The sequence below is a fragment of the Rhizobium sp. K33 genome, from assembly GCF_056501445.1.
On the sequence record NZ_CP096478.1, the window covers coordinates 3,630,874 to 3,655,314 of the forward strand.

Sequence of the window (24,441 nt, forward strand, 5' to 3'; positions counted from 1 at the left end):
AATGCTGAACAAGCGCTATTTCTTTATCTACAGCCTGCTGATGACGGCCGTCGTGGTCGCATCGAACTTCCTCGTCCAGTATCCGGTGAGCGGCATGCTGGCGGGCATCAATCTCGCCGACCTCCTGACCTTCGGCGCCTTCACCTACCCGATCGCCTTCCTCGTCACCGACCTGACCAATCGTCAGTTCGGGCCGCAGGTCGCACGCCGCGTGGTCCTCGTCGGCTTCATCGCTGGCGTTCTCCTGTCGATCCTGCTCGCAACGCCCCGCATTGCGGTTGCCTCCGGCACGGCCTTCCTCGTCGGCCAGCTCCTCGACATCTCGGTCTTCAACCGGCTGCGCCAGCAGTCCTGGTGGAAGGCGCCGCTGATGGGCTCGCTGATCGGCTCGGTTCTCGACACGATCATCTTCTTCTCCATCTCCTTTGCACCCGTCTTCGGCTTCATCGGTCCGAACGACGATTTCGCGATCGCGACGGCCCCGATCCTCGGCGTCATGACTGCAGAGGCCCCGCGCTGGATCTCCTGGGCGATCGCCGACTTCGGTGTGAAGATGCTAATCGGCGTCATCATGCTCTTGCCCTATGGCGCCCTGATGAGTGTCGTGCGCCCGATGCCGACGGCCTCGCGCACGATCTGACGCCAAGATCACGACACGAAAAGACAGACAGCCCCGGGTAACCGGGGCTGTTTGCGTTTCAGGCTACGCTGAGACATGTCAGCCCTGCGGCTGCAGCCTAAATTCGAGCATCAGAGTACGCTGCAGGATGGAATGGTTGTCGTCGGAGACGACGATGAGACGGACGGAGCCATCCGGCTCGGGGATCGCGTCGAGCCCTTCCATATTGTCGATCTGGGAGCGGTAATTGGCTTCGAAGAGGATCTCTCCGTCGACCACCGCATCCGGTCTGATGCTCTCGCCTTCGATCCGCCGCAGGCGCATGCCGACGCCGGTCGCGATCGAGAAGCGGCGCTCCAGCAGCAGGAGATCGCCATCGGGCAGGAAGGTCGCGTCGGTGATCTCGAACTCGTCGCGCGGTCGCACCCGGAACTGACCCGGCAGGGGCCCGCCGACGATGGCGGCATAGATATTGCCGTTCTCGTCGAAACTCTTCTCGGTAATCGCCACCAGGGCGCCCGCAATCGCACTGCCCGGTGGCGCGATGACGAGCGACTCGAAGCCGCCATTGCTGTGCAGAATATCGAGGTCGAAGGGGAAGTCGAGCGGGGCAGATGGCAGAGCCTTGCCGAGATCGGAGAGCGGCCCATAGGCCACCACGCGATGGCGCTGCTCGAAGCCGACAAAGGCCCTGTCGCCATCCAGCGCCAGGCTTTCGGCATCCACCTGGAATTTGCTCTGGCTTTCCTGCCCCGATGCATCGAGAAGCGGAGCCAAGCGAACCGCCTCGACGCCTGAGAGATGTCCGTCGCCGTCCCGCAGGATGCGGCCTTCGATCCAGTAGCCGGTGTCGAAGACGCCAAGGAAGCCCTGGTCGTCGCGGAAGCGGATCGAGGAAAAGGCACCGAAGAGCGGCTCTGGCGAGGAAAGCTCGAGGCCGCCCAGAAACGTGAGCCCGGGCGAAATCGTCGGACTGCCGCCGAGTTCGGTGATCACAGTGCTATCAACCGCGATGGGCAGCGTGTCGCCCGGCAGGATGGTTGCCGGCGTGCAGGACGCCAGCGCCGTGAAGACGGAGATCGCGCAGGCGCTTGCCAGCATCCGGGCCTTTCGCTCAGGCACGCAGACGCGCCCGGCCCGAGCCTCCAGATGGCTGCTCCTCGAAGAGCGAGGCCAGCTGTTCGGTCATGGCGCCGGCCAGTTCGTCCGCATCGACGATGGTGACGGCGCGGCGATAATAGCGCGTGACGTCGTGGCCGATACCGATCGCCAGGAGCTCGACCGGAGAACGCGTCTCGATCTGCTCGATCACGGCGCGCAGGTGGCGCTCGAGATAGTTGCCGGGGTTCACCGACAGCGTCGAATCGTCGACCGGGGCACCGTCCGAAATCATCATCAGGATCTTGCGCTGCTCGCGGCGACCGATGAGGCGGTTATGCGCCCACATCAGCGCCTCGCCGTCGATGTTTTCCTTGAGCAGGCCCTCGCGCATCATCAGGCCGAGATTGCGGCGCGACCGACGCCAGGGAGCGTCCGCCGACTTGTAAATGATGTGGCGCAGGTCGTTGAGACGGCCGGGCGCCGGCGGCTTGCCGCCTGCCAGCCACTTCTCTCTGGACTGGCCGCCCTTCCAGGCCTTGGTGGTGAAGCCGAGGATCTCGACCTTGACGCCGCAGCGCTCCAGCGTGCGCGCCAGAATGTCGGCGCAGGAGGCAGCCACCGTGATCGGGCGACCGCGCATCGAGCCGGAATTGTCGATGACCAGGGTCACGACCGTATCGCGGAACTTGGTGTCCTTCTCCTTCTTGAAGGAGAGCGGCTGCATCGGGTCGATGATCAGCCGGGTGAGACGCGCCGGATCGAGATAGCCCTCTTCCAGGTCGAAGTCCCAGGAGCGGTTCTGCTGCGCCATCAGGCGGCGCTGCAGGCGGTTTGCCAGTCGGCCGACGGCACCCTGCAGATGGGCAAGCTGCTTGTCGAGGAAGGCGCGCAGACGTTCCAGTTCGGCCTCGTCGCAAAGCTCTTCCGCGGTGATCTCCTCGTCGAATTCCTGGGTGAAGATCTTGTAGTCGACCTTCTCGTTGAAATCGTCGAAGGGGGTTGCCGGACGGCGCATCTCGCCGGGCGTCTCGCTGTCGTCGTCACCCTCGTCCGACATCTCCTCTTCGGAGATCTCGGCACCATCCATCTCGCCGTCGTCGAGCTGCTCCTGCGAGGCTTCGCTCTCCTCGGCGGGCGCAGACTCCTGACCTGCCTCCTCCTCGGCGCTTTCCTGGTCCTGCTCGCCGCTGCGCGGCTGCTCCTCGTCGGTCGACTGCTCGTCTTCGCTTTGCTCCTGGTCGTCCCCCATGTCCTCGGCCATATCCATGGCCGAAAGCATATGGCGGATCACGCGGGAAAAGGCCTGCTGGTCTTCAATGACAGTGGAGAGATTGTCGAGGTCGGCACCGGCCTTGTCCTCGATGAAGGGACGCCAGAGATCGAGCACCTTGCCGGCGGACTCAGGGGCTTTCTGGCCGGTCAGCTTCTCGCGCACCAGCATGGCGACGGCTTCGCCGATCGGCGCATCTTCCTGGCGGCTGATCGTCGAGAAATTGGCTTTCGCGTATTTCTCGGTGTTCATCGACTGGATGTTGGAGGCAACGCCCGGCATGCGCAGCGAGCCGAGCGATTCCACGCGCGCCTGCTCGACGGCATCGAAGATCGCACGCGCATCGGCACCCTGGGGCGCCATGGCCGCATGGACCTTCTGATCGTGGCAGGCGAGCCTGAGCGCCATGGAATCGCCGAGACCGCGCGTGACGGCAAGCTCATGGGCCGTGGGACGCTTGGAAAGCTCCGGCAGCCGGATCCGCTCGCCGGCAAGGCCCGGACGCTCATTGGCAAAGGCGACCTCGACCTGCGGATCGCCTGCGATGGAGCGTACGCAGCCGGTGATGGCACGGCGCATCGGCTCCGTGTCTACACCGCCGCCGGCTCTCGCCTTCGAATTGTCGCCGCGCCCTGCCATGCTTCTTCAGTCCTTATGCGCCGAGTACGATATTGGCCGCACTTTCCTTCAGTTCCACGCCGAAGGCGCGCTGATACTGCTCGGCCACCAGCGTGCGCTCGAGCTCGTCGCACTTGTTGAGGAAGGTGACGCGGAAGGCAAAGGCGACATCACCGAAGATTTCGGCGTTTTCGGCCCAGGTGATGACGGTACGCGGGCTCATGACGGTCGAGAGATCGCCATTGATGAAGGCCGCGCGGGTAAGGTCGGCGAGGCGGACCATGCGGGACACGGTATCGCGGCCCTCGGCGGTCGAGCCGAAGCTCTTCACCTTGGCCGAGACGATGTCGACTTCCTTGTCATGCGGCAGATAGTTGAGCGTGGTGACGATCGACCAGCGGTCCATCTGCGCCTGGTTGATCTGCTGCGTGCCGTGATAGAGGCCCGTGGTGTCGCCAAGGCCGACCGTATTGGCGGTCGCGAACAGGCGGAAGGCGGGGTGAGGACGGATGACGCGGCTCTGGTCGAGCAGCGTCAGGCGGCCCGAGCTTTCCAGAACGCGCTGGATGACGAACATCACGTCCGGGCGACCGGCGTCGTATTCGTCGAAGACGAGCGCGACATTGTGCTGGTACGCCCAGGGCAGGATGCCATCCTTGAATTCGGTGATCTGCTTGCCGTCCTTCAGAACGATCGCGTCCTTGCCGACGAGATCGATACGGCTGACATGGCTGTCGAGGTTGACGCGCACGCAGGGCCAGTTGAGGCGGGCGGCCACCTGCTCGATATGGGTCGACTTACCGGTGCCGTGGAAGCCGGAGACCATGACGCGGCGATTATGGGCAAAGCCTGCGAGAATGGCGAGCGTGGTTTCGCGATCGAAGAGATAGTCCGGATCGAGATCCGGCACATAGGCATCGCCCTTGGAGTAAGCCGGAACACGAATGTCCGTATCGATGCCGAAGACCTCACGGACCGAAACGGTGGTGTCGGGCAGGTTGGCGATATCCAGTTCAATTTTGCTCATCATGTCTCCCTGCCAGGCGGTGCCGTCCGGCCGTCTTCGTCGCTGCTGCGTGTTCGGATTAACAGAAACCGGCCTGCTTTAACAATTTGTAGGCTTCAATGACAGCGCGAAAACGCTCTTCAGAAGCCCTGTCTCCGCCATTTGCGTCCGGATGGTGTTTTTTTACAAGTTCCTTGTAGCGCGTCTTGATGTCGGATGGCGTCGAGCTGACGTTAAGTCCAAGGGTATCCAGCGCTTTCGCCTCGAGCGTCTTCAGCTTTCGGTCCGATGCCTGATAGCGCGGCGCACCGCCGCGCCCCTGCTGGACGAAGCCAAAAGGATCCTTGATGCGCGCCTGTGACGCAGCCGATCCTGAGCGCATGGTGGAGTGGATCGGGCTTGCCTTGGCAGCCTTGTTCACCCCCACCGTCCAGGTCGGCCGATGACCGGTGATCGCTTCCTTCTGGTAGCGGGCGATCTCCGTGTCCGACAGGCCTGAGAAGTAGTTGTAGCCCTTGTTGTATTCCTTCACATGCTCGAAGCAGAACAGGAAGAACTGACCTTCCGCATGGCGGCCGACCGGTGCGCGATGGACCCCCGGCTTGTCACAGCCGTCCCACTGGCACTCCGCTTTGGATGGTTCGGGCTCGGCCTCCCGCTTTCGCCGGGTGCGGATCCGATCGAAATATTTCGAGTCGAGTTTCATCCCGTAATTATGGGGCGCCCGATGGGGGCGAACAAGAATTGACAAACCGGTTTGTTGCGCGCTTTGTGGGGCTTTTTGCGAAGCAGCAGAAAGAGGCAGACCATGTCGGTGAAGAGCCGGATCGAGACCCGTCTCACCGAGGCTTTCAGCCCCGAACGCCTTGTCGTCATCGATGAGAGCCATCATCATGCGGGCCATCAGCCCGACATCACCGGCACCGGCGAAACCCATATGCGCGTGCGGATCGTGGCATCGGCCTTTTCCGGCATGACGCGGCTCGCCCGCCACCGCGCCGTCACCGACCTTCTGAAACCCGAGCTCGACGCCGGCCTGCATGCGCTGGCCATCGAGCCGGCCGCCCCCGGCGAACCGACCCGCTGGTGACCCTGGAGCCGATCATTCCGCCGGTTCGGGCGTGTCGATCGGACGAATGCGCAAACGGGTAATGCGGTTCTTCTCCCGCTTCAGGACGATGAAGCGCTTGCCATAGAAGGTGAAGGCCTGACGTTCCTCCGGGATCGACTTCGACTCGTGGATGACGAGGCCGGCAATGGTCGTCGCTTCCTCGTCTGGCAGCTGCCAGTCCATGGCGCGGTTGAGGTCGCGGATCGGCACGCCGCCATCGACCACGATCGAACCATCGCTGTCCTGGCGCACGCCCTGGATTTCCAGATCGTGCTCGTCGGAGATATCGCCGACGATTTCTTCCAGAATGTCTTCGAGTGTCACGACACCCTGCACTTCGCCATATTCGTCGACGACGACGGCGAAATGGGTCTTGCGGCGCAGGAAGGCGTTGAGCTGGTCCTTCAGGTTGGTCGTATCCGGCACGAACCAGGGCTTTTGCGCAATCTTGACGATGTCGATGTCCTGCGGCTCGACATTGGGCTCCGCAAGCGCCCGGATCAGGTCCTTGGCATGGATGACGCCGATGATGTTGTCGGTCGCGCCGCGCCAGACCGGCATGCGGGTATAGGGGCTTTCGAGAATGTTGCGGATCGCAACTTCCGGCGGCTCGTCCGCATTGACCGCACGCATGGCGGTGCGGTGGATCATGATGTCGGACACCTCGAGTTCGCCGAGATCGAGAACGCCACCGAGACGATCGCGATCGGCCTTGATCACCGCCCCTTCGCGGTGAAGCAGCGCGACGGCGCCGCGAAGTTCCTCATGCGCCGAGAGCATGGAGGCTTCACCGGAGATCGACACGCCGAACAGGCCGAGCAGCTTGCGCACGATCCAGTTGACGAGGCTGGACAGCGGACCGACCACAGCCACGAAGGGACGCACCAGCGGGCCGACGAAGAGCGCGAAACGCTCCGGCGCGGAGATCGCCCAGCTTTTCGGCAGGACTTCCGAGAAGATGACGAGCAGCACGGTCATCAGCAGTGTCGCGATGGCCACGCCGGAATCGCCGAAGAGGCCGAGGAAGAGGCTGGTCGTCAGCGACGAGGCGAGAATGTTGACAAGGTTATTGCCGATGAGAAGGGCGCCGATCAGCCGGTCACGACGCTCGATCAGCCGGTTGACGATCCCGGCACGATCATCCCCGTTGAGTTCGATGCTGTGCATGCGCGCCCGCGACGTCGCGGTCAGCGCCGTCTCCGACCCGGAGAAGAAGCCCGAACAGCAGATCAGCAGGAGGATGGCGACAAGGGTCAGCCAGTATTCGGCGAGGCCGGAAAGGATTTGCTCGATCATGATGGACGCATCTCCTCAATGAAACGCTGAACTTCGGAGGCCGGCACATCGTCCGCGACAAAGGACTGGCCGAGGCCCCGGGTGAGGATGAAGGTTAGCTTGCCGCTTTTCACTTTCTTGTCCTGGGCGATGGCATCCATCAGAACGTCGGTCGGCGGCAGCTCGCCCGGGATCTGATCCATCCGGGTCGGCAGGCCGACGGCTTTCAGATGCGCTTCGACCCGGTCCGCAAGGTCGGGGCTTGCAAGGTTAATGCGGGCGGAGAAGCGATGGGCGAGCACCATGCCAATGGAAACACCCTCGCCATGCACGAGCCGGCTGCTGTCATACTGTGTGGCCGCTTCCAGCGCATGGCCGAAGGTGTGGCCGAGATTGAGGAGCGCCCGGCGACCGTTTTCACGCTCGTCGGCGGCGACCACGTCGGCCTTGGCCTGGCAGGAGACGGCGATCGCCTCGATGCGGGCCGCACCGCCGGCAAAGACATCCCGCCAGTTCTTCTCCAGCCACTCAAAAAAGTCGGGCTTGTCGATCAGGCCGTATTTCGCCACTTCCGCATAACCGGCGCGGAACTCGCGCTCAGACAGCGTATCGAGCACGTCGGTATCGGCCAGCACCAGATCCGGCTGATTGAAGATGCCGATGAGGTTCTTGCCCTGGCGGGCATTGATGCCGGTCTTGCCGCCGACGGAGCTGTCGACCTGCGAGAGCAGCGAGGTCGGGATCTGCACGAAACGCACGCCGCGACGCACTATGCCGGCGGCGAAGCCCGTGAGGTCACCGATGACGCCGCCGCCGAGTGCAATCACGGTATCGTTGCGCTCGATGCGCGCTTCGAGCAGCACGTCGCAGACCTTGGTGAGATAGTCGAAGCTCTTGGTCTTTTCGCCGGCCGGAAGCGTGACGGAGACGGCTTCGATGCCATCGGTCTGCAGGCTGTCCATGAGGCCATCGAGATAGCGCGCGCCGACATTTTCGTCCGTGACGATCGCCGCACGGCGTCCCTTGATGCGGGTCGAGATCTCGCCGCCGGCACGGGCCATCAGACCCGGCCCGATCAGAATGTCATAGGAGCTCTCGCCCAGCGGTACATGCACCAGGCGTTCCGATGTCTCGACCTTCGTCATTGCGTCTTGTCCTTGCCGATATATTCGATCACCGAGGTGAGGACCTCGTTGGCGATCACTTCCTTGCGCACGTCGCGCGACTGGACGGTGATGTCTGCCAGCGCATAGATCGGATAGCGCTTGTCCATCAGGTCCTTAAGCGTCTGCTTGGGGTTTTCCGTCTTGAGCAGTGGGCGATGATCGCGCTTGTTGACGCGTTCCCAGAGCACGTCGAGATCTGCGTTCAGCCAGACGGAGAGCCCGCCGCGCTCGATCTGCTTGCGGGTCTTCTCGTTGATGAAGGCGCCGCCACCGGTGGAGACCACACGCGGGCCGGTTCGCAGCAGGCGCTTGATGACGCGGGTCTCCAGCGCACGGAACTCCTCTTCGCCATAGGCGGCAAAGAGTTCGCTGATCGACATTCGCGAGACCCGCTCGATCTCGGTATCGGTATCGACGAAGGACAGGCCGAGCTGCTGCGCCACGATACGGCCGATCGCCGACTTGCCCGCACCCATGAGGCCAACGAGAACGAGATTGCGTTTGCCGAGCGCCGCCTTGGCGCGCTCGCCCAGACTGGGAGCAAGGTTGAGGATCGTTTCGGTCATCGGCCTGTTCACGACTGTTTCATGACCTATTGACATATAGAGGGCTAGCGTCAAGCCATGGCTGCAAATCCGCAAGGCCTGTCCCGGCCTTGGTAAATGCCATGTTCCGACCTATTTATTCGAACGACCGGCCGAGGACCGACCATGCCCACACTGTTTCGCTTCCTGTTCATCTGCGGGACCATCGTTGGCCTGGTCTATCTGACACTGTGGTCCTTTGCGGTCTTCGTCGAGCCGCGCGAACGGGATGTGACGGTGCGCATCCCGTCGGAACGGATCAACCCGGTCGAGCAATAGCAGGGACCATGCATGTCGGATCTGAGCCAAGCACGCGTCGAAGCCTTTCTGGAAATGCTGAGCGCGGAGCGCGGGGCAGCCGAGAACACGCTTGCCTCCTATGAGCGGGATCTGGACGACCTCTCGGATTTCCTCTCCGGCCGAAAGGTGAGCCTGGGCGCGGCGACCCGGGAAGATCTGGCCTCTTATCTCTCCGATCTCTCCCGCCGCGGCTTTCAGCCGACCTCTCAGGCACGGCGCCTCTCGGCCATGCGCCAGTTCTACAAGTTTCTCTACGCCGAGGGCCTGCGCGGCGATGATCCGACGGCCATCCTCGATGCGCCGAAAAAGGCCCGCTCCCTGCCGAAGGTGCTGACCGTGGACGATGTGACGGGGCTGCTGTCGCTTGCCGAGCAGGAAGCAAACCTGGAGGGCCCCGATCAACCCGCACGCATCCGCCGGCTTGCTCTCCTCGAACTGCTCTATGCCACCGGCATGCGCGTCAGCGAGCTTGTGTCCCTGCCGGTCAAGGTGCTGACCCAGGAGGGACGCTTTCTCCTGGTCCGTGGCAAGGGCAACAAGGAGCGCCTCGTCCCGCTCTCGCGCACGGCGATCGAAGCTATGGCACGCTATGGTAAACTAAGGGCAGCCGATCCGGCCCATGTCGACAGTCCCTTCCTCTTTCCGGCCAAGAGCAAGGAGGGGCATGTGCCCCGCCAGGTCTTTGCCCGCGAACTGAAGGATCTCGCGATCCGGGCCGGTTTGTCGGCCAATGCGGTCTCTCCGCACGTGCTGCGGCATGCTTTTGCCAGCCATCTTCTCGGCAATGGCGCGGACCTGCGCGCGGTGCAGGAACTGCTCGGCCACAGCGACATTTCCACCACGCAAATCTACACGCATGTGCTCGATGAGCGCCTGCAGCAACTGGTGCATACGCATCACCCCCTTGCAAAACAGGCCAAAAACCCCGATTAGGACCGGCAAAGCCGGTTCCTGCGGGCGGCGAGCGCCAGGAACGAACGATCGGAAGTGAGTTCATGCACAACTATCTAGACTTCGAAAAGCCCATCTCCGACCTCGAGGCCAAGATCCGCGAACTGAAGAAACTCGCGGACGAGGACGAGAGCATCGACACCTCGGAAGAGATCAGCCGGCTGGAAAGCCGCGTCGACGAGGCGATGGTGGAGATCTATTCGAAGCTCAACGCCTGGCAGAAGACCCAGGTCGCGCGTCATCCGCAGCGGCCGCATTTCGTCGACTATGCCGAGGCGCTCTTCACCGAGTTCACGCCGCTGGCCGGCGACCGCAAGTTCGCCGAAGACGCCGCCATCCAGGCCGGCCTTGCGCGCTTCCGCGGCCAGCCGGTCGCCGTGATCGGCCAGGAAAAGGGCAACGACACCAAGTCGCGCATCAAGCACAATTTCGGCAGCCCGCGCCCCGAAGGCTATCGCAAGGCGATCCGCGTGATGGAAATGGCTGACCGTTTCGGCCTGCCGGTGATTTCGCTGATCGATACGGCAGGCGCCTATCCGGGCGTCGGTGCCGAAGAGCGCGGCCAGGCGGAAGCAATTGCCCGCTCCACCGAAATGTGTCTCTCGCTGAAGGTGCCGATGGTCTCCGTCGTCATCGGCGAAGGCGGCTCGGGTGGTGCGATCGCCATTGCGACCGGCAACCGCGTCTACATGCTGGAGCATGCGATCTATTCGGTCATTTCGCCGGAAGGGGCAGCCTCGATCCTCTGGCGCGATTCCACCCGCGCCAAGGAAGCGGCAACCAATATGAAGATCACGGCGGAAGACCTGAAGGGTCTTGGCATCATCGACGCGATCATTCCAGAGCCCGTTGGTGGCGCACACCGCGCTCCGGACCGCGTGATCGGCATGACCGGCGACGTGATCGCCAGTGCGCTGGCCGAACTGACCCCGCTGCCGGGCGATCAGCTGCGCGCCGACCGCCGCCAGAAATTCCTCGATATCGGCCGCAATCTCTGAGCCATCTGGCTCAAATTGTGGCAATTTGCCATCACTCCGCCGCTTTGCCAGAATAGCGCCGGATGGGGAATGGCGAAATCGACCGCCATTGGTTTATAATTTGTGAAGAAAGCAGTTCTACACTCCGCGTGAAATGGCTCGTTTCGAGCCGTAACATGTGTTTCTGGAAAGAGCCTTTGAGCATGCGCTTGACATCGACGGCCCTGGTTCTGCTTTTCGCCGCCGCCCTTGCCGGCTGCAATGATACGTTGGAGAGCGCGGCCTATGACACGCCGCGGGTTGCCAACAAGGTGCAGCAGCCCCTGCCTGCGCGCCTCGTCGCCGAAATCCAGAAGAAGGGCATGGATCGCAACTCGCCGATCATGCTGCGCATCTTCAAGGAAGAAGGCATCCTCGAGGTCTGGAAGGCCAAGACCAACAACCGTTTCGACAAGGTCGTGGAATACGATATCTGCGCCTGGTCCGGCCGTCTCGGCCCCAAGGTGAAGGAAGGCGATCGGCAGGCGCCGGAAGGCTTCTACCCGCTGACGCCCTATCACCTGAACCCGAATTCCAAGTATTTCCTGGCGATCAACACCGGCTTCCCGAACCAGTTCGACCGTGCGAACGGCCGCTCGGGCACGCATCTGATGATCCACGGCGCCTGCTCGTCTTCGGGCTGCTATTCGATGACCGATGCGCAGATGCTGGAGATCTACGCCTTCGCCCGCGACGCCTTCAAGGGCGGCCAGCAGGCAATCCAGCTGCAGGCCTTTCCCTTCCGCATGACGGCGGAGAACATGGCGCGCCATCGCCACAGCCCGCATTACGACTTCTGGAAGATGCTCAAGGTCGGCTACGACCATTTCGAAGTGACCAAGCGTCCGCCGGAAGTGAATGTCTGCGAGAAGAAATACGTCTTCAACCAGTCGGCACCCGCCGGGTCGAGCTTCAATCCCCAGGGCGCCTGCCCGCAGATGAGCACGCCGCCGGCCCTGTCGGTCGCGCTGAACGGCTTCAACGAAGCCTATGATGCTGCCTATGCCAAGGCGCTGAAGAAATACGACGGCAAGATCTGGTATGACCCGACCGAAGCCGAGCGCAAGGCGCTGGTCGCCGATCTGCGCAAGTCCCGGTCGCATGACCTTGCCTTCGCTCCGACGGGCTCCGCGCTGAAGGCCGGCAAGCTGATGGACATCGACGACGTCGATCCGTCCAAGCTCGCTGCGGCCAATGGTGCGGCCGCCGTCAACCAGATGGCGACCAATCCCAATGGCGACCCGCAGGCCCAGGCCGCCCAGGTGCCCAATCAGGCGCCCGCGACGGCAGCCGCAGCGCCGACAACAGGCGCAGTCCCCGTGCCGCAGCCGAACCCGCTGGCGCCTCCGCCGCAGACAGCGCAAGCTGCTCCGGAAGCCGGCCCGAAGAAGCCCTTCTGGAAGCTCTGGTAACGGCATGACCGAAGCGTCGGTCTATGACCTGAGGGGGCTGAAATGCCCCCTTCCCGTTTTGAAGACCCGCAGACGCATGGTCGACCTGAAGCCTGGTGACGAACTGATCGTCGAAACCAGCGACCCGCTGGCCGGCATCGATATCCCGCATTTCTGCAATGAAGACGGCCACCAGCTCCTGGCACAGGAGCGGCTGGATGGCGGCCATCGCTTCCACATCCGCAAGGGCGGGGACTGACGGCCTAGAACTTGAGGCCGGGCACGGAAAGCGGATTGTCCATCATCGCCGCACGATCGGGCCGGTCGATCGAGACCTTACCGGTGAAGGCGCCGAACAGATCCCGCACATAGCTTTCTGACAGATCCCGGGTGATCAGCACCAGGCGCGTCTTGCGGTCCGACCCTTCTGGCCAGGCCGGCAGGCGCACGGGCGGATGGAAGATTGACTGCACGCCATGCAGCACCAGCGGCTTTTCCGGCCGATCGGTGAGCGCCACGATCGCCTTCATTCGCAACAGCTTCTCACCATGCGTGGAGCGCAAGAGGTCGATGAACATGTTGATCGCCATCGGATCGATCGGCTCGTCATGGACGATCGCATAGGAGCGGATCGAGGCCCCGTGGCGGTTCACGTCGTGATGGTGGTGGCCGTGGTCATGACCGTGGTGATGATGCCCATGATGATGACCATGGTCATGCGCGTGGTCGTGATGATGGTGATGATCACCCGCCGCAGCCATCTCATCCTTCAGCCAGCGATCGACATCCGCGATCTTGGTGGCGGGATCATAGAGACCATTGACCAGCATGGCAGCCGATCCGGCATCCGCCGCGTCGCCATCGGTGATCGGCGCGCGAGGATTGAGCGCCCGCAGGCGCTGCGTGATGGCTGCGATCGTCCCGGCATCGGCCAGCGTCTGCTTGGTGAGGATCAGCCGGTCGGCAACCGCCACCTGCTTGTAGGCTTCCGGATAGGTATCGATGGTCGAGAGCACATTGACCGCATCGACCACGGTCACGACGCCATCGAGATCGAAATGCTGGGCGATCGCCGGGTGGCCCATGACCGACTGCATGACCGGTGCAGGATCCGCGAGCCCCGTCGTTTCGATCACGATGCGCGACAGCGGCTTGACCTTGCCCGTCTGCATGCCGTCGATCAGCTCGGCCAGCGTATCGACGAGTTCGCCGCGCACGGTGCAGCAGAGGCATCCGTCGGACAGTTCGACAACGGCGTCGTTCGACGACTCGACGAGCAGATGGTCGATGCCGACTTCGCCGAACTCGTTGATGATGACGGCCGCATCCTTCATTGCCGGATCCTTGAGGAGCCGGTTGAGAAGCGTCGATTTGCCCGCACCGAGGAAGCCGGTCAGGATGGAAACGGGAATGCGGGTCTCAGTCATGGATCAGCTCAGAACGTGGGGCGCGGCTTCGGGATCGGCACATTGGCGATTTCGCCCTTGGCGGTGGCGACAGGCTCGCTGCCGGGAATGAGGCCCGCGAAACTCATGGCCGGCGGACGACCCATTTCCCGGATATAGGGCGACAAGAGCTTCATGCGTCCGGCTTCATCCCGGCCTTCGCTGCGCACCTTGCGGGCCTGCGGATTGCAAATTTCGGCACTGATGTCGGTCACCTGATCCAGACCCTCGCCATAGGGCGCCAGCTGCTCCAGCCGGTTTCCGGCAACCGAGGTCGTCAGCCCCTTCTGCAGGAGATCGGCCGAAATATCCGCGCGCGCGCCGAGGCTGTCGGCGCCGAGCACGACGGAGATCACCGTGCGGCCGTTGCGCGTGGCGGACGACACCTGGTTGAAGCCCGAGGCACAGACATAGCCGGTCTTCATGCCATCGGCACCCGGGAAGCGGCCGACCAAAAGATTGTAGTTCGGATATTCCTTCTTGCCGGTGGTCACGCCTTCGAGCGCGAAATAGCCGGCATATTCGGGAAACTCGCGGCGGATGGTCATGGCAAGAAGCGCCATGTCACGCGCTGTCGTATACTGACCCTTGCCGGGCAGCCCGTTCGGATTGACGAAGCGTGTCGAGGTCATGCCGAGCCGCTGCGCTTCCTGGTTCATGCGCTGGACAAACGCGGCTTCGCTGCCGCTGACGGTTTCACCGATCGCCACCGCCACGTCATTGGCGGATTTGATGATCAGCAGTTTCAGCGCGCTGTCGAGCGTCAGCTTCGAGCCCGGCTTGAAATACATCTTGCTCGCCGGCTGGTCGGCGGCATGTTTGCTCATCACGACCACCGTTTCCGGCGAGAGCTCGCCCGACCGCATGGACCGGAAGGTTGTATAGGCCGTCATCAGCTTGGTCAGCGAAGCCGGATACCATTTCCGGAAGGCTTCCTGATGCGCGATCACCCGGCCGCTGCCGACATCGACCAGCATCTGGGGGTTTGCAGCAGCCATGCCCGGCAGGACCATCGCAACCAGAGAGGCGGTTACCACCAGGCGGCGAACGGCTTTGGTTGCGGACAACATGCTGGGACGCTTCGTGAGCACGACTTCGATCCTCGTCTTTTGCTGATCTCTCGCCATCGGGGCAACAATGTCCTATGTAGCGAAGCAATGGCAAAGCCCATTGAATACGTCAATTGAAAGGCGCACATTCGTGCCCGACAATAACGTGATCCGCAGTGCGGAATGAAGACTGAACCCGGGACGAAAGAATGCCGATTCTGAACAGAGCCTCCGAACTCCAGTCGGAGGCCACCGAATGGCGCCGCCATCTGCATGCCAATCCGGAAATCCTCTACGATGTCGAAAACACGGCCGCCTTCGTGGAAGCGAAGCTGCGCGAATTCGGTGTCGACGAGGTCGTCACCGGCCTTGGCCGCACCGGCGTGGTCGGCATCATCAAGGGTGAGGGGAAAGGCAGCGGCCGCACGATCGGTCTGCGCGCCGACATGGACGCACTTCCGCTCGACGAGATCACGGGCAAGCCCTGGGCTTCGACGATCCCCGGCCGGATGCATGCCTGCGGCCATGACGGACATACCGCCATGCTGCTGGGCGCGGCCAAATATCTGGCCGAGACGCGCAACTTCTCCGGTCAGGTTGCCGTGGTCTTCCAGCCCGCCGAAGAAGGCGGGCGCGGCGCGCTTGCCATGGTCGAGGACGGGCTGATGGAGCGTTTCGGCATCGACGAAATCTATGGCATGCACAACATGCCCGGAAAGCCGCTCGGCTCCTTTGCCATCCGCAAGGGTGGCATCATGGCAGCGCCCGACAAGTTTTCGCTGAAGGTGACGGGCCTTGGCGGCCACGCCGCCGAACCGCACAACACCGCCGACACGATTGTCATCGGCGCACAGATCGTCAACGCCTTGCAGACCATTGCGGCCCGCAACGCCAATCCGCTGCGTTCGGTCGTCGTTTCGGTCACCCAGTTTCATGCGGGCACGACGCACAACATCATCCCGGAAGAGGCCTTCATTTCCGGCACCGTGCGGTCCCTCGACGAGGGCGTACGCGATCTCGCCGAGCGCCGCATCGGCGAAATCGCAAACGGCATTGCCGCGGCCCATGGCGCAACCATCGAATACGATTTCGAGCGCGCCTGCCCCGTCACCGTCAATCACCCCGCCGAAACCGAGCATGCCGCCCGCGCCGCGATCGACGTGGTCGGATCCGACCGGGTCGACACGGATGTCGATCCGAGCATGGCAGGCGAGGATTTCGCCTTCATGCTGCAATCGCGACCCGGCGCCTATATCCTGATCGGCAATGGCGACACTGCGGGCCTGCACAATCCGGCCTATGATTTCAATGACGAGGCGATCGCGACCGGCATCTCCTACTGGGTGCGCCTTGCCGAGCAGCGTCTGCCGCGCTGAGGTCTCACGCACGCAAAACTGCTTGGCTAGACGCCTGCGCTTTTGTATGGAGGAGGAAGTGGTCCCGTAGCTCAGCAGGATAGAGCATCAGATTCCTAATCTGAGGGTCACGCGTTCGAATCGCGTCGGGATCACCATCATTTGCCTGGCAATTTCCTACCCTCGTGAATCTAGGGTTGCGTTCTGACCGTTATACGGCATGATGGTTCCATGCCACGCCGACGGGTGCTTACTCTTTTTTCGTCGGCTCCGAACGGAGGGAATGCCATGGCATCGAGCCCCCCCGGCAGAGACCAAGAAGAACATGTCATCATCGAACGCGCTATGCGGCGGCTCTATGGCTCGCGGCAGGAAGATGCGCATTTGAAGCAGAATGCGGCCGAACTGGTTGGCTATCTGGTAAAGACAGGGATCAGGGATGAGGACGAGATCGTAGAACTCGCCCGCATCGCGCATGGAAAGCGTTATGATCCCGACAACGGAAGCTTTCTCTAACGGGAAGAACCGCTAGTTGCGGCCGCCGAACTTGCGGGTGTCCGCGCTCTCATCCTTGCGATAGAGTTCATGTGCCGCAGCGTCGCTGTTGAGACGCTCGCGGTCACTCAGGCGCCGCTGGCGCATGATGGAATAGAAGATCGCTCCGCCGAGCAGAACCGGCCCGAGCATGACGACGAAAAGCCAGAAGTAGTTGATCATGGAGTGCCCTTTCTTGAATGGACCCTGACGTGTCAGGGAGCCAACCCGGGGCATGCGCAAAAGGTTCCGGGGAGATCAGGAACCGGAAGGGGCGTCCTTCATCTTTTCGTCGATCGCAGCTTGCAGTTCTTCTGCCAGATCAAGGAGACGGGGCGGAACATCTTCGCGCCGCATCTCTGCCATGAGCACGTCCAGCCTGTCGCGCACGATGCCACCGGTGCGGTCTCGGCGTGCCTCCATGGATGCGGGTTTCGTTGTTTCCATGCGGGCCTCCGACTTCGAGCATAGTGCGAACCATCGTCATGTTCCGCTTCTAAATTGGATTACGTCAATTTATTTTCTTTAGATCATCAGAAAATTGTCTGAAGCTGACGCGCCTGTCAGCCAGGGGCCTCATCGATCTCCGGAAAGGCAGCGACAAGAGCATCCAGATCGGCATAGGCGACAGGATGCGACTGCAGCAGGACGCTGATGCTGTCCGATACATCAACGGGCCCGTCATGTTCAACCTCGACCCGATCACCGGACGCGAGGACCAATGTCGCCTTCGACTGGAAGCCCTGACGGATCAGCCAGTCGCGTGGCGCCTGCATCTCCACGGTTGCCGTGTATCGGGCATCCTGCTGCTCGACCGTCACGTGGTAGCTCATGGGTGACAGGCGCTCACCAATCAGCAACTGGCCTTGGCCGTCTACATTCTGCAGGTGAGTCATGATGCGTCTGTCCTGATTTTCCGTTTCGATTTGGCGACTAACACTCCATTCCACCCATTGTTCCATGTGAAAACCTAAGGACGTTGGGAACCTAGGGTCAGGGAGCACGTTCATCGAATGAGCTTTCACGGAGGAAAGGGAGCGACAGTAACCATGAGTAGCGCAAGCCAGACCACGAACCACGACGAGATCCGTCGATGGATCGAAGACCGTCAGGGTATACCTTCCCGGGTTAAGGACAGTGGCGAAGGCGGCATTCTGCGCGTCGACTTCGGCGAGCCGGAGGAAGCTCTTGTGCCGATAGAATGGGATGAATTCTTCCAGATCTTCGAAAAGAGCGACCTTGCTTTCCTCCATCAGGATAAGACGGAAGATGGCAAGCTGAGCCGTTTCAGCAAATTCGTAAGCCGTAGCTGACCTTTGTCCCCGGTCTTGAACGGCCGTTCACATTTTTGGGAACCATGCCGTGCGACGCGCGTTCTCGCGTCATTGTGCCTGGGACCACAGACATCGGAGGATGGCGATCTTGACGACCCGTAAAGCCGAGCTTGCCACACAATCTGAAGTCGTTGAGCTGATTCCCGCCCTGCGCGCTTTTGCGCGGACTTTTTGTCAGAGACCGGAGGAAGCGGACGACCTCGTTCAGGAGACGCTGACCAAGGCGCTGGCCAATCTCGACAAGTTCGAACCTGGGACCCGCCTGAAGTCCTGGCTCTTCACCATCATGCGCAACACCTTCTGCACGCGCTTCAAGAAAAGCAGCCGCGAGACTGTGGGCCTGCCGGACTCCATCAGTGCAAAGCTGACGACCGAGGCGAGCCAGGAATGGACCGTCCAGGCAGACGAAGTACGCCGTGCGCTCAATCGCCTTCCAGAACATCACCGCGAAATGCTGGTTCTCATCGTCATGCTTGGCGAACGTTATGAGGATGCCGCCGAGATCTGTGGTTGCGCGGTCGGTACGGTGAAGAGCAGGCTCAGTCGCGCCCGGCAGCAATTGCGACGCGAGCTCGGCGAGATAGGTACGGACAGTCCCGTCGGATGACTGAGGCAGACAATCAGGACCTCGCCATAGATGGGCCACCGCCGTCCGACGAGGCGGTGGACGAGCTTTTCGAAATCGGTCTTGTCTATGGCACTGATTCCGTGCCCGGGATCACCCGTCGCCGGCGCGGCAAGGGATTTTCTTATCATTTGCCTGACGGCACCAGCATTGCCGCCGAAGACGTTCTCGCCCGCATTCGCAAACTTGCCCTTCCCCCCGCTTACGAGCGCGTCTGGATCAGCATGGATCCGCGCAGCCATCTGCAAGCCACCGGTTACGATGCACGCGGCCGCAAGCAATATCGCTACCATCCTGATTGGGCCGCATGGCGCAGCGAGCGCAAGTTCGATGACCTCATTTCCTTCGGGGAAGCGCTTCCCTCGATCCGCCGTCGCATCGCGCGCGACCTCGCCGAACATGCGGACGAAAGCTATTTCCTGCTGTCTGCCCTGATCAGCCTTCTGGATGTCACCTATATGCGGGTCGGCAACCGGACCTATGCGGAAGAAAATCGCACCTATGGGGCGACGACCCTGCAGAAGCGCCATCTCACCTTCGAGCCCGACGGCATTCGTCTGAGCTTCCTTGCCAAGGGCGGCAAGCGCGTTCGCCGCAAACTGCGCCACCCGCGGCTTCAGAAGATCCTCGAGGAAATCGCCGACCTGCCCGGTCGCGACCTTTTCTCCTGGCGCGACCAGGAAGGCCATTTGCACCGCGTCGATTCCGGCCGGCTTAACGCCTATCTGGCAGAGATCACCCGCTCGAAGCTTTCGGCCAAGACATTCCGCACCTGGGGCGGCAGTGTTGCGGCCTTCAGCGAGGCCTGGCGCGTCATCGGAACTGGTGAGCGACCAACGATCCGCCAGATGTGCCAGGTCGCCTCCGACAGGCTGCACAACACGCCGACCATCTGCCGGACAAGCTATGTGCACCCCGCGATCCTCGGGCTGGCGGACAAGTCGGAAGATCTGGATGCGGTGCGCGCCATCATCCTCGACGCGCCGGCGCGGCAACTGCTGAGAGCGGACGAGAACCGGCTGATGGCATTCCTGCAGGCTGTCCCGACGATCAAAAAGGTCGAGGCCTGAGCGGAAAGACCAAAAGAAAAGGGGCCGGCAGAACCGGCCCCTCTTTCATGCCATGGGATCAGGCTCAGGCTGCCTGCTTCTGCGCAGCGGCATTGACGGCCTTTTCGGCGAGCTTGGTCAGCGCCTCGTCCGTCTTGGATTCTTCGGCGAGCGTCTCGTCGAGAAGCTTTACGGCGTCCTTGTAGCCGAGCTGCTGGGCCCAGGCACGCAGCGTGCCATAGCGGCTGATCTCGTAATGCTCGACAGCCTGGGCGGCGGCCAGCAGGCCGGCGTCGAGAGCCGGCGAACCCTTGAACTCTTCCATGATCTCTTCGCCCTCTTCGACGATGCCGTCGATGGCGGGGCAGGTCTTCGCACGCGGACGCTTGCCGATGATTTCAAACACCTGCTGCAGGCGTTCCACCTGGCCTTCGGTCTCTTCCTTGTGCTGCTGGAAGGCAGCCTTCAGCTTCTCGTCCTGAGCGCCACGGGCCATTTTGGGCAGGGCCTTCAGGATCTTGCGTTCGGCGTAGTAGATGTCCTTCAGCGTCTCGTGAAAGAGGTCTTCGAGTGTCTTGGTAGCCATTGTCGGTATCTCCTCAGTTATCGGTTATGGCGACAAGAAAACCGGCCGGATGGCGCTTTGTTCCGGAAGGGTTTTTCTCAAATGGTAGGAACGATCGGGAGGGTCGGGCGGTTAGCCTAGGAGGTGACGCAGCGCGTCACGCTTCCAATCCAAAGGAGGAAACTATGGTCAATCGCAACGACAATTGGGATTCCGATTACGGTCGAAACCGCAATGCCCGCCGCGGCCCCACCGGCGACTATGCCCCCGGTGAAAGCGGTTTCGTGCGCGGCTACGACGAGAGCCGGCCCGATGCAGATCGTTACAACGCCGAGCGCCAGCGCGACTTCGGCATGGACGGCGGCTACGGCGCCAGCGGATCGCGCTATCCCCGCATGGGCCGCTCCGACTGGACCACCGACGATCTCGGTTATTACGGCGATCTGAGCGACCGCGGCTACGGCGACGATACACGCCGCTATGCCCGTGGCGCGGGCCGCGGCTACTATCCGTCGGACAACCCGTCCTATCGCGGTGGCTATGGCCGCACGGAACGGAACCGCGATCGCGATGAGGAGCGCGGCTTCATGGACCGCGCCGGCGACGAGGTTGCCTCCTGGTTCGGTGACGACGAGGCGGCACGCCGCCGCGAAATGGACAGCCACCGCGGCAAGGGTCCGCGCGGCTATCGCCGATCCGACAGCCGAATCCTGGAAGACGTCAACGACCGCCTGTCCGATGATGGGTCCGTCGACGCCTCGGACATCGAGGTGACGGTGAAGGACGGCGAAGTGACCCTTTCGGGCCACGTCACCGACCGCTGGGAAAAGCGTCGCGCCGAAGACTGCGCCGACGATGTCAGCGGCGTCACCCATGTCCAGAACAACCTGCGGGTTCGCACCTCCGGCGAAGGCAGCGTTGTCACCCAGGCCTGACGGTCTTCAGCCGCGAAGAGCGCGCAGAGCATTGAGGATGACGGCAACGTCGATCACTTCCTGCAGAAGCGCGCCCTGAACCGGCGTCAGATAACCGAAGGCGGCCATCACCATGGCACCGCCTGAAAGCACAAGCCCGGCAACCGCACTTTGCCGGGCTATGTTTCGAGATCGCCGCGCGATGCGGCAGGCAAGCGGCAGGCGCGCGAGATCATCCGCCAGGAGCACCACATCCGCGGCTTCCGACGACGCGGCCGAGCCCCGCGCCCCAATGGCGACCCCGACATCGGCGAGCGCCAGCGCCGGCGCATCATTCACCCCGTCCCCCACCATCATCACCACACCCTGATCCGCTTCACGGCGGATGAGCTCTACCTTGCCTTCCGGGGTGAGATCCCCCGCCACGGCATCGAGAGCCAGCCTGGCCGAGGCGTGTTCGGCGACATCAGTCCGATCGCCTGAGGCCATGATGATCCGGCGCACGCCACCCTCGCGGAACGCCTGGATTGTTGTCTGCGCATCCGGCCGCAGAGGATCGGAAAGAAGAATGAGCCCGGCGGCGCGTCCATCGACACCGACGGCCACCACCGCCGTGCCGCTGGCGACCCCGGCGCGACTGAAACCTGCCCCAGGGACCATCTGCGACAGCACATAGCCTGTGCCTCCGAGCACGACACGCCGCCCCTCGACGATGCCTGCCAGTCCACGACCGGCGTCCTCGACCACCTCGAGAGGGAGGGTCAGCACCAGCCCTCGGGACGCCGCAGCGCGCACCAGCGCTTCGGCCGCCACATGGCCGGAGGCCTGATCAAGCGAGGCCGCAAGCCGCAGGACCTCATCGGCCGTAAAACCCTCTTCTGCCCTGACATCGGACACTTCGGGACGGGCGGAAGTGACAGTACCGGTCTTGTCGACAACGACGGTGGTGACCGCAGCCAGCGCCTCGAGCGCGCCGGCGGTCTTCACCAGCACGCCATGCGAAGCGGCACGCGACATGCCGGCAATGACGGCTACGGGCACGGCGAGGATCAGCGGACAGGGGGTGGCGACAACAAGCACGGCGAGCGCCCGCGTCGCCTCACCGCTCCACCACCAGGCACTGCCGGCAAGAAGCAGCGTGATGCCGAGAAAGACGAGAGCATAACGGTCCGCAAGACGCGCCATGGGCGCCCGGCTGGCCTGAGCCTGTTCGACAAGACGCACGATGCCAGCATAGGTGCTCTCTTTCGATTCGCGCAGCACCAGAAGATCGAAGGCATCGCCCAGCACGGTACAGCCGCTCGGCACTTCATGGCCCATCTGAATGGGCACGGGCAGCGATTCTCCCGTGAGCGCCGAGAGATCGAGCACGGCTGTTGCGGCCAGCAAGCGCCCGTCGACCGGCACGACCTCGCCCTTGCGCACCAGGATCCGGTCCTGCGGCTTGAGCGTCTCGATCGGCACGCTTTCGAGCGTTTCACCCTGATAGCGCATGGCCGTGCGGGAGACACGCCCGAGCAGCGCCGTCATGTCGCGACGCGCGCGCCCCTCGGCAAAGCTTTCGAGCAGTTGTCCGCCGGCATACATCACGGCAACGATGGCAGCGGCGAGGTTTTCGCCGAGGGCAAGGCCGACACCGATCGACAGGGCCGCGATGGCATCGACGCCCATGCGGCCGTTGAGAAGCGCCCGGAGGATGTCGGCGACCAGAACGACGAAGACGGAGCCGGCCCCAACCAGCCAGATCAGGGCAGCCTGTTCGGAACGGGCGGCGAGATAGAGGACCCCACCGCCGGCGAGACAGAGGAAGGCAAGTGCCGCGAGCAGGACCGATAGGCTCTCACGCAATCGTGTCGGCTGCAGAAAGTCCGGCACCGTCCAATTCCTTAAAGCACTGGCGAAAGGTCCAAACGGACCTCTCTTGCTGCTCTTGCCTTTCCCTTGTAGAGCCTTCTGAGCATGAAGCAATCGGACCTAAGCAGCATGATCGACAGCGACCGGCCCCGCCGCCTTTCAGTCCTCGGCTCGACGGGTTCGATCGGCGTGAACACGCTCGATGTGATCGAGCAACTCGGTGGCCGCGACGCCTTCGAGGTCATGTCACTCACCGGCAATGGCAATCTCGATCTGCTGGCCGAACAGGCTCGGCGCACCGGCGCAAAGCTCGCCGTCACCGCCGACGAAAGCCAGTATAGGACGCTCAAGGACCTGCTCGCGGGCTCCGGCACCGATGTCGCAGCCGGCACCAGTGGACTGGACGAGGCCGCCGACATGGAAGCCGGCTGGGTGATGGCGGCGATCGTCGGCACCGCCGGCCTCGCACCGACGCTGAAGGCCGCCGCCCGGGGCGCCGATATCGCGCTGGCCAACAAGGAATGCCTCGTCTCCGCCGGTCCACTCTTCGTCGAGGCGGTGAAAAAGGGCGGCGGACGGCTGATCCCGGTCGACAGCGAACATTCCGCGATCTTCCAATGTCTCGAAGCCGACCAGCGCCACGCACTGGAGCGCATCGTGCTGACGGCCTCCGGAGGCCCCTTCCGCACCCACACGCGCGAGCAGATGGCAGATGTGACGGTGCAGACGGCCCGCACGCATCCCAACTGGTCGATGGGCCTGAAGATCTCCGTCGGCAGCGCCTCGATGTTCAACAAGGCGCTGGAGATGATCGAGGCCAAGCATCTCTTCGATGTGGCACCCCACCAGATCGAGGTCGTCGTGCATCCGCAGTCGATCATTCATTCCATGGTCGGCTACACCGACGGCTCCGTCATCGCCCAGCTCGGCGTGCCGGATATGCGCACCGCCATCGGCTATGCCCTGACCTATCCGAAACGCCCGGCGCTCAATGTCGACAGGCTCGACTTTGCCAAGCTCGCTCGGCTCGATTTCGAAGCGCCGGACGAGACGCGCTTTCCGGCGCTCCGGCTTGCCCGCACGGCGCTGGAGCGCGGCGGATTGCAGGGCGCGATCCTCAACGCCGCCGAAGAGACCGCCTTCAACGCCTTCGTCGAGGACAAGATCCGTTTCCTCGACATGGCCGAGGTGGTCGAGACGGTGATGGACGCGATGGTCGAGGGCGTGCCGGCTGACACGATCGAGGACGTCTATGCGGCGGACCGCGAGGCGAGGCGGAAGGCAGCTGAGGTTATCGCGGCACGGTAAG

Annotated in this window: 28 protein-coding genes and 1 tRNA gene; 15 read left to right on the forward strand and 14 right to left on the reverse strand. The window is 62.8% G+C overall.

The features are described 5' to 3' along the window. The first annotated feature begins 1 nt into the window (after nt 1). The gene (locus tag M1E12_RS17535; protein WP_479562743.1) at nt 2-640 is read left to right on the forward strand and encodes a queuosine precursor transporter; all 639 of its coding nucleotides are present in this window, start codon (nt 2-4) and stop codon (nt 638-640) included. A 78-nt stretch (nt 641-718) separates the two neighbouring features. Here the strand turns inward: M1E12_RS17535 and M1E12_RS17540 are convergent, their stop codons facing one another. Genes M1E12_RS17540 through M1E12_RS17555 form a run of 4 tightly spaced genes read right to left on the reverse strand, consistent with a single transcriptional unit; the run spans nt 719 to nt 5,320 of the window. After that, nucleotides 719-1,741, reverse strand: a complete 1,023-nt coding sequence (locus M1E12_RS17540) for an esterase-like activity of phytase family protein (RefSeq protein WP_479562744.1) — start codon at nt 1,739-1,741, stop codon at nt 719-721. Continuing rightward, on the reverse strand, nt 1,734-3,629 hold the full coding sequence (gene cobT / locus M1E12_RS17545; RefSeq protein WP_136539573.1) for a cobaltochelatase subunit CobT: 1,896 nt from the start codon (nt 3,627-3,629) through the stop codon (nt 1,734-1,736). The genes M1E12_RS17540 and cobT overlap by 8 nt, the downstream gene beginning before the upstream one ends. 13 nt (nt 3,630-3,642) lie before the next feature. After that, nucleotides 3,643-4,635: a cobaltochelatase subunit CobS gene (gene cobS, locus M1E12_RS17550; RefSeq protein WP_113461455.1), complete on the reverse strand. Its 993-nt coding sequence runs from the start codon at nt 4,633-4,635 to the stop codon at nt 3,643-3,645. Nucleotides 4,636-4,693: 58 nt separating this feature from the next. Next, complete coding sequence (locus tag M1E12_RS17555; protein WP_113461456.1) at nt 4,694-5,320, reverse strand: J domain-containing protein; 627 nt, start codon at nt 5,318-5,320, stop codon at nt 4,694-4,696. 102 nt (nt 5,321-5,422) lie between these two features. Between M1E12_RS17555 and M1E12_RS17560 the strand changes: the two genes are divergently transcribed. Further along, the gene (locus tag M1E12_RS17560; protein WP_113461457.1) at nt 5,423-5,704 is read left to right on the forward strand and encodes a BolA family protein; all 282 of its coding nucleotides are present in this window, start codon (nt 5,423-5,425) and stop codon (nt 5,702-5,704) included. A gap of 12 nt (nt 5,705-5,716) precedes the next feature. Here M1E12_RS17560 and M1E12_RS17565 read toward each other — a convergent pair whose 3' ends face one another. Genes M1E12_RS17565 through M1E12_RS17575 form a run of 3 tightly spaced genes read right to left on the reverse strand, consistent with a single transcriptional unit; the run spans nt 5,717 to nt 8,732 of the window. Then, on the reverse strand, nt 5,717-7,021 hold the full coding sequence (locus tag M1E12_RS17565; RefSeq protein ID WP_113461458.1) for an HlyC/CorC family transporter: 1,305 nt from the start codon (nt 7,019-7,021) through the stop codon (nt 5,717-5,719). Further along, nucleotides 7,018-8,145, reverse strand: coding sequence for a 3-dehydroquinate synthase (gene aroB / locus M1E12_RS17570; RefSeq protein ID WP_479562745.1), 1,128 nt, complete (start codon nt 8,143-8,145; stop codon nt 7,018-7,020). Before aroB ends, M1E12_RS17565 begins: the two co-directional genes overlap by 4 nt. After that, a complete protein-coding gene (locus tag M1E12_RS17575) occupies nt 8,142-8,732 on the reverse strand; it encodes a shikimate kinase (RefSeq protein WP_113461460.1) in 591 nt (196 codons plus the stop codon). The genes aroB and M1E12_RS17575 overlap by 4 nt, the downstream gene beginning before the upstream one ends. 144 nt (nt 8,733-8,876) lie before the next feature. Here M1E12_RS17575 and M1E12_RS17580 point away from each other — a divergent pair, with 144 nt between their 5' ends. The 5 genes from M1E12_RS17580 to M1E12_RS17600 all read left to right on the forward strand — a co-directional run bounded on the left by M1E12_RS17580 (nt 8,877) and on the right by M1E12_RS17600 (nt 12,667). Next, a complete protein-coding gene (locus tag M1E12_RS17580) occupies nt 8,877-9,029 on the forward strand; it encodes a hypothetical protein (protein WP_167494918.1) in 153 nt (50 codons plus the stop codon). Between the two features lie 12 nt (nt 9,030-9,041). Beyond that, entirely contained in the window at nt 9,042-9,983 is a 942-nt protein-coding gene (gene xerD / locus M1E12_RS17585) for a site-specific tyrosine recombinase XerD (RefSeq protein ID WP_479562746.1), read from the forward strand. A 62-nt stretch (nt 9,984-10,045) separates the two neighbouring features. Further along, the gene (locus M1E12_RS17590) at nt 10,046-10,999 is read left to right on the forward strand and encodes an acetyl-CoA carboxylase carboxyltransferase subunit alpha (RefSeq protein ID WP_113461462.1); all 954 of its coding nucleotides are present in this window, start codon (nt 10,046-10,048) and stop codon (nt 10,997-10,999) included. A 182-nt stretch (nt 11,000-11,181) separates the two neighbouring features. Further along, the gene (locus tag M1E12_RS17595; RefSeq protein ID WP_479562747.1) at nt 11,182-12,429 is read left to right on the forward strand and encodes a L,D-transpeptidase family protein; all 1,248 of its coding nucleotides are present in this window, start codon (nt 11,182-11,184) and stop codon (nt 12,427-12,429) included. 4 nt (nt 12,430-12,433) lie between these two features. After that, entirely contained in the window at nt 12,434-12,667 is a 234-nt protein-coding gene (locus tag M1E12_RS17600) for a sulfurtransferase TusA family protein (RefSeq protein ID WP_136539566.1), read from the forward strand. Between the two features lie 4 nt (nt 12,668-12,671). Here M1E12_RS17600 and M1E12_RS17605 read toward each other — a convergent pair whose 3' ends face one another. Together M1E12_RS17605 and M1E12_RS17610 are read right to left on the reverse strand one after the other, a co-directional pair. After that, nucleotides 12,672-13,835, reverse strand: a complete 1,164-nt coding sequence (locus M1E12_RS17605) for a CobW family GTP-binding protein (protein WP_479562748.1) — start codon at nt 13,833-13,835, stop codon at nt 12,672-12,674. An 8-nt stretch (nt 13,836-13,843) separates the two neighbouring features. Then, nucleotides 13,844-14,923: a D-alanyl-D-alanine carboxypeptidase family protein gene (locus M1E12_RS17610; RefSeq protein ID WP_479562749.1), complete on the reverse strand. Its 1,080-nt coding sequence runs from the start codon at nt 14,921-14,923 to the stop codon at nt 13,844-13,846. 188 nt (nt 14,924-15,111) lie between these two features. Here M1E12_RS17610 and M1E12_RS17615 point away from each other — a divergent pair, with 188 nt between their 5' ends. The 3 genes from M1E12_RS17615 to M1E12_RS17625 all read left to right on the forward strand — a co-directional run bounded on the left by M1E12_RS17615 (nt 15,112) and on the right by M1E12_RS17625 (nt 16,773). Further along, nucleotides 15,112-16,278, forward strand: coding sequence for a M20 aminoacylase family protein (locus M1E12_RS17615; RefSeq protein WP_479562750.1), 1,167 nt, complete (start codon nt 15,112-15,114; stop codon nt 16,276-16,278). 60 nt (nt 16,279-16,338) lie between these two features. Continuing rightward, a tRNA-Arg gene (locus tag M1E12_RS17620) sits at nt 16,339-16,415 on the forward strand. Between the two features lie 130 nt (nt 16,416-16,545). Next, nucleotides 16,546-16,773: a hypothetical protein gene (locus M1E12_RS17625; protein ID WP_479562751.1), complete on the forward strand. Its 228-nt coding sequence runs from the start codon at nt 16,546-16,548 to the stop codon at nt 16,771-16,773. Between the two features lie 12 nt (nt 16,774-16,785). Here M1E12_RS17625 and M1E12_RS17630 read toward each other — a convergent pair whose 3' ends face one another. The 3 genes from M1E12_RS17630 to M1E12_RS17640 form a co-directional block, all read right to left on the reverse strand. Continuing rightward, nucleotides 16,786-16,974: a hypothetical protein gene (locus M1E12_RS17630; RefSeq protein WP_113461468.1), complete on the reverse strand. Its 189-nt coding sequence runs from the start codon at nt 16,972-16,974 to the stop codon at nt 16,786-16,788. A gap of 75 nt (nt 16,975-17,049) precedes the next feature. Further along, a complete protein-coding gene (locus M1E12_RS17635) occupies nt 17,050-17,238 on the reverse strand; it encodes a hypothetical protein (RefSeq protein ID WP_310242881.1) in 189 nt (62 codons plus the stop codon). Nucleotides 17,239-17,354: 116 nt separating this feature from the next. Continuing rightward, entirely contained in the window at nt 17,355-17,687 is a 333-nt protein-coding gene (locus M1E12_RS17640) for a hypothetical protein (protein WP_479562752.1), read from the reverse strand. Between the two features lie 153 nt (nt 17,688-17,840). Between M1E12_RS17640 and M1E12_RS17645 the strand changes: the two genes are divergently transcribed. The 3 genes from M1E12_RS17645 to M1E12_RS17655 all read left to right on the forward strand — a co-directional run bounded on the left by M1E12_RS17645 (nt 17,841) and on the right by M1E12_RS17655 (nt 19,820). After that, nucleotides 17,841-18,104 (forward strand): hypothetical protein, encoded by a 264-nt coding sequence (locus M1E12_RS17645; protein ID WP_479562753.1) that lies wholly within the window; start codon nt 17,841-17,843, stop codon nt 18,102-18,104. A 100-nt stretch (nt 18,105-18,204) separates the two neighbouring features. Further along, on the forward strand, nt 18,205-18,732 hold the full coding sequence (locus tag M1E12_RS17650) for a sigma-70 family RNA polymerase sigma factor (protein ID WP_113461470.1): 528 nt from the start codon (nt 18,205-18,207) through the stop codon (nt 18,730-18,732). After that, nucleotides 18,729-19,820, forward strand: a complete 1,092-nt coding sequence (locus M1E12_RS17655) for a DNA topoisomerase IB (RefSeq protein ID WP_479562754.1) — start codon at nt 18,729-18,731, stop codon at nt 19,818-19,820. Before M1E12_RS17650 ends, M1E12_RS17655 begins: the two co-directional genes overlap by 4 nt. 64 nt (nt 19,821-19,884) lie before the next feature. Here the strand turns inward: M1E12_RS17655 and M1E12_RS17660 are convergent, their stop codons facing one another. Further along, nucleotides 19,885-20,385, reverse strand: coding sequence for a YciE/YciF ferroxidase family protein (locus tag M1E12_RS17660; RefSeq protein WP_113461472.1), 501 nt, complete (start codon nt 20,383-20,385; stop codon nt 19,885-19,887). Between the two features lie 164 nt (nt 20,386-20,549). Between M1E12_RS17660 and M1E12_RS17665 the strand changes: the two genes are divergently transcribed. After that, complete coding sequence (locus M1E12_RS17665; RefSeq protein ID WP_246035020.1) at nt 20,550-21,299, forward strand: BON domain-containing protein; 750 nt, start codon at nt 20,550-20,552, stop codon at nt 21,297-21,299. A gap of 6 nt (nt 21,300-21,305) precedes the next feature. Here M1E12_RS17665 and M1E12_RS17670 read toward each other — a convergent pair whose 3' ends face one another. Then, nucleotides 21,306-23,153, reverse strand: coding sequence for a heavy metal translocating P-type ATPase (locus tag M1E12_RS17670; protein WP_479562755.1), 1,848 nt, complete (start codon nt 23,151-23,153; stop codon nt 21,306-21,308). A gap of 108 nt (nt 23,154-23,261) precedes the next feature. Between M1E12_RS17670 and dxr the strand changes: the two genes are divergently transcribed. Next, nucleotides 23,262-24,440: a 1-deoxy-D-xylulose-5-phosphate reductoisomerase gene (gene dxr, locus M1E12_RS17675; RefSeq protein ID WP_479562756.1), complete on the forward strand. Its 1,179-nt coding sequence runs from the start codon at nt 23,262-23,264 to the stop codon at nt 24,438-24,440. Nucleotide 24,441: the final 1 nt, after the last annotated feature.

What these genes read in the sequence shown, in the direction of transcription:
- M1E12_RS17535 (WP_479562743.1), top strand. Translation starts at nt 2, where the DNA reads ATGCTGAACAAGCGCTATTTCTTTATCTACAGCCTGCTGATGACGGCC.
- cobT (WP_136539573.1), bottom strand. Translation starts at nt 3,629, where the DNA reads ATGGCAGGGCGCGGCGACAATTCGAAGGCGAGAGCCGGCGGCGGTGTA.
- cobS (WP_113461455.1), bottom strand. Translation starts at nt 4,635, where the DNA reads ATGAGCAAAATTGAACTGGATATCGCCAACCTGCCCGACACCACCGTT.
- M1E12_RS17555 (WP_113461456.1), bottom strand. Translation starts at nt 5,320, where the DNA reads ATGAAACTCGACTCGAAATATTTCGATCGGATCCGCACCCGGCGAAAG.
- M1E12_RS17560 (WP_113461457.1), top strand. Translation starts at nt 5,423, where the DNA reads ATGTCGGTGAAGAGCCGGATCGAGACCCGTCTCACCGAGGCTTTCAGC.
- M1E12_RS17565 (WP_113461458.1), bottom strand. Translation starts at nt 7,021, where the DNA reads ATGATCGAGCAAATCCTTTCCGGCCTCGCCGAATACTGGCTGACCCTT.
- aroB (WP_479562745.1), bottom strand. Translation starts at nt 8,145, where the DNA reads ATGACGAAGGTCGAGACATCGGAACGCCTGGTGCATGTACCGCTGGGC.
- M1E12_RS17575 (WP_113461460.1), bottom strand. Translation starts at nt 8,732, where the DNA reads ATGACCGAAACGATCCTCAACCTTGCTCCCAGTCTGGGCGAGCGCGCC.
- M1E12_RS17580 (WP_167494918.1), top strand. Translation starts at nt 8,877, where the DNA reads ATGCCCACACTGTTTCGCTTCCTGTTCATCTGCGGGACCATCGTTGGC.
- xerD (WP_479562746.1), top strand. Translation starts at nt 9,042, where the DNA reads ATGTCGGATCTGAGCCAAGCACGCGTCGAAGCCTTTCTGGAAATGCTG.
- M1E12_RS17590 (WP_113461462.1), top strand. Translation starts at nt 10,046, where the DNA reads ATGCACAACTATCTAGACTTCGAAAAGCCCATCTCCGACCTCGAGGCC.
- M1E12_RS17595 (WP_479562747.1), top strand. Translation starts at nt 11,182, where the DNA reads ATGCGCTTGACATCGACGGCCCTGGTTCTGCTTTTCGCCGCCGCCCTT.
- M1E12_RS17600 (WP_136539566.1), top strand. Translation starts at nt 12,434, where the DNA reads ATGACCGAAGCGTCGGTCTATGACCTGAGGGGGCTGAAATGCCCCCTT.
- M1E12_RS17605 (WP_479562748.1), bottom strand. Translation starts at nt 13,835, where the DNA reads ATGACTGAGACCCGCATTCCCGTTTCCATCCTGACCGGCTTCCTCGGT.
- M1E12_RS17610 (WP_479562749.1), bottom strand. Translation starts at nt 14,923, where the DNA reads ATGTTGTCCGCAACCAAAGCCGTTCGCCGCCTGGTGGTAACCGCCTCT.
- M1E12_RS17615 (WP_479562750.1), top strand. Translation starts at nt 15,112, where the DNA reads ATGCCGATTCTGAACAGAGCCTCCGAACTCCAGTCGGAGGCCACCGAA.
- M1E12_RS17625 (WP_479562751.1), top strand. Translation starts at nt 16,546, where the DNA reads ATGGCATCGAGCCCCCCCGGCAGAGACCAAGAAGAACATGTCATCATC.
- M1E12_RS17630 (WP_113461468.1), bottom strand. Translation starts at nt 16,974, where the DNA reads ATGATCAACTACTTCTGGCTTTTCGTCGTCATGCTCGGGCCGGTTCTG.
- M1E12_RS17635 (WP_310242881.1), bottom strand. Translation starts at nt 17,238, where the DNA reads ATGGAAACAACGAAACCCGCATCCATGGAGGCACGCCGAGACCGCACC.
- M1E12_RS17640 (WP_479562752.1), bottom strand. Translation starts at nt 17,687, where the DNA reads ATGACTCACCTGCAGAATGTAGACGGCCAAGGCCAGTTGCTGATTGGT.
- M1E12_RS17645 (WP_479562753.1), top strand. Translation starts at nt 17,841, where the DNA reads ATGAGTAGCGCAAGCCAGACCACGAACCACGACGAGATCCGTCGATGG.
- M1E12_RS17650 (WP_113461470.1), top strand. Translation starts at nt 18,205, where the DNA reads ATGGCGATCTTGACGACCCGTAAAGCCGAGCTTGCCACACAATCTGAA.
- M1E12_RS17655 (WP_479562754.1), top strand. Translation starts at nt 18,729, where the DNA reads ATGACTGAGGCAGACAATCAGGACCTCGCCATAGATGGGCCACCGCCG.
- M1E12_RS17660 (WP_113461472.1), bottom strand. Translation starts at nt 20,385, where the DNA reads ATGGCTACCAAGACACTCGAAGACCTCTTTCACGAGACGCTGAAGGAC.
- M1E12_RS17665 (WP_246035020.1), top strand. Translation starts at nt 20,550, where the DNA reads ATGGTCAATCGCAACGACAATTGGGATTCCGATTACGGTCGAAACCGC.
- dxr (WP_479562756.1), top strand. Translation starts at nt 23,262, where the DNA reads ATGATCGACAGCGACCGGCCCCGCCGCCTTTCAGTCCTCGGCTCGACG.